Source organism: Streptococcus infantis ATCC 700779, assembly GCF_000187465.1.
Taxonomy (GTDB): domain Bacteria; phylum Bacillota; class Bacilli; order Lactobacillales; family Streptococcaceae; genus Streptococcus; species Streptococcus infantis.
Genome location: NZ_GL732446.1, coordinates 1 through 1,627, shown reverse-complemented (window position 1 = coordinate 1,627; position 1,627 = coordinate 1). Strand labels below are relative to the sequence as shown.

The following is a 1,627-nucleotide window of genomic DNA, read 5'->3' as shown; positions in this document are numbered from 1 at the left end:
ATTTTCAGTAAGTCCCGTTATAGCTTGTTTCATACTCTTCCAAGTCGACGAATGAAGTTCTACATCTTTTGTCATTCCTCGCCTCCTCCTAACATGCCGAGACTATCTAGGTTTTCCACCAATTTAGGATTGGATGAAAGACCATTTATGAAATCATCTCTCAACTTAGCGTCTTGTTCGATAAAAACTGGGCGGAAACCCAGTTTTTTAGACTAAAAGATTGGATGAAATCAGAAAAATACTCTAATTAGAGGAAGTTGTAATAAAAAGTATCGTCCTCTGACAATTTTTCTAAAAATTCTACAAGGTTTTTGGATATCTCTTCATCATAATAATAGATCTTGCCACTATTGTCTGAATCGAAGCCAATTGATATCAGGGCAGATTCATTTGCTTCAAAGAAAATCATTTTATCTCCTTCAAATTCATTATATATTTCAATATCCGGATAAAATTCAAAATCATTTTGTCTCAATCTAAAGTCTAAAACAGACTCTGGATCCATAATTCGATTTATGTTACCTACTTCACTCCCAATAAAACCATAGCCAATTTCTAAATAAAATTCTCTAAGTAATTTCGGAAACATTATCCCTAACTTTGCTTCACTTTTTTTGATTTTATCCCTAGTAAGTGGATAAAACTGATTTAAAGGATTTGATTTAATTTTTTCAAATATCTAGTGGTACCTCATTTTTATCAAAATCAATTTCATACAATAATACCTTATAAATGGTTTATGAGTACGCCTTTCCTTCCAATCTGAGTACTTTTATTCTAAATAATGGTCATTAACGATAAGAGAACACTATACATCTTAAAAAAGATTCTCAATTAGACTAGAAAAACTGTCACAAACAAAGGTTGACTCTTTAAAATCATCATAGTTCTTTTCATGATCCCAAAAAACGATGTTTTTATCCGCTGAATAATCAAAACATAATAAATTTCCAAAACCATCTTCTGCAAATGGAATCAATTGATCGCTGAGTCGATCTTGTAAATCTTCAAGAATTTCATATATATTATCGTATTCATTCTCATCTAGGCTGATCAAATTGTTGAAAATTTCTACCTTTCCATCTACCTTAAAATGATTAGGACTAGGATAACCACCATCATATTTTAAAACAAATTGTTTATAATCCTCTGGTAGAGTAATCTGTAATCTATGCTCCACACTTTCTATTATATTTATGGAACTATCTTTATAATTCAACCACTTCATATTCTTACTTAATTTCCTTTCCCCCAAATACTGTAACCACCTATATGCCCTGTCTGTCTATGTATACGTCTATCTACTAACTGCATTAAGCCAGGGTTTTGATGATGATGCCATGTGAACCTCTTTGGAACACTACCGTTTTTAAATAATTCTATTTCTTCTTGTGTGAATTTACGTGCCAATTCATCATTGGCCATAATTTGCTGGTATAAGTCTTTGCTAGCCCTATCAAAATGAGTTCCTCTTGATTTTAAATAGTCTTCTGGCTCTAAGTACATATCCCCAAAAGAATCAAAAATTGGAAATCCTTCTTGATCAAATTTTATTCCAGTCTTAGAATGACTCTTATTTGCTAACTCTAATCTTCCAAAAATTTTACCATCACTATCTTTACTAACC

3 protein-coding genes are annotated in these 1,627 nt (G+C 31.6%); all 3 read right to left on the bottom strand.

The features are described from left to right. Positions 1–247 precede the first annotated feature (247 nt). On the bottom strand, positions 248–667 hold the full coding sequence (locus tag HMPREF9423_RS0102320; RefSeq protein ID WP_255218207.1) for an SMI1/KNR4 family protein: 420 nt from the start codon (positions 665–667) through the stop codon (positions 248–250). A 150-nt stretch (positions 668–817) separates the two neighbouring features. Beyond that, positions 818–1,228: an SMI1/KNR4 family protein gene (locus HMPREF9423_RS11715; protein ID WP_006149566.1), complete on the bottom strand. Its 411-nt coding sequence runs from the start codon at positions 1,226–1,228 to the stop codon at positions 818–820. Between the two features lie 8 nt (positions 1,229–1,236). Continuing rightward, a partial coding sequence (locus HMPREF9423_RS11710; protein WP_006149564.1) for an HNH endonuclease occupies positions 1,237–1,627 on the bottom strand: 391 nt, incomplete at its 5' end.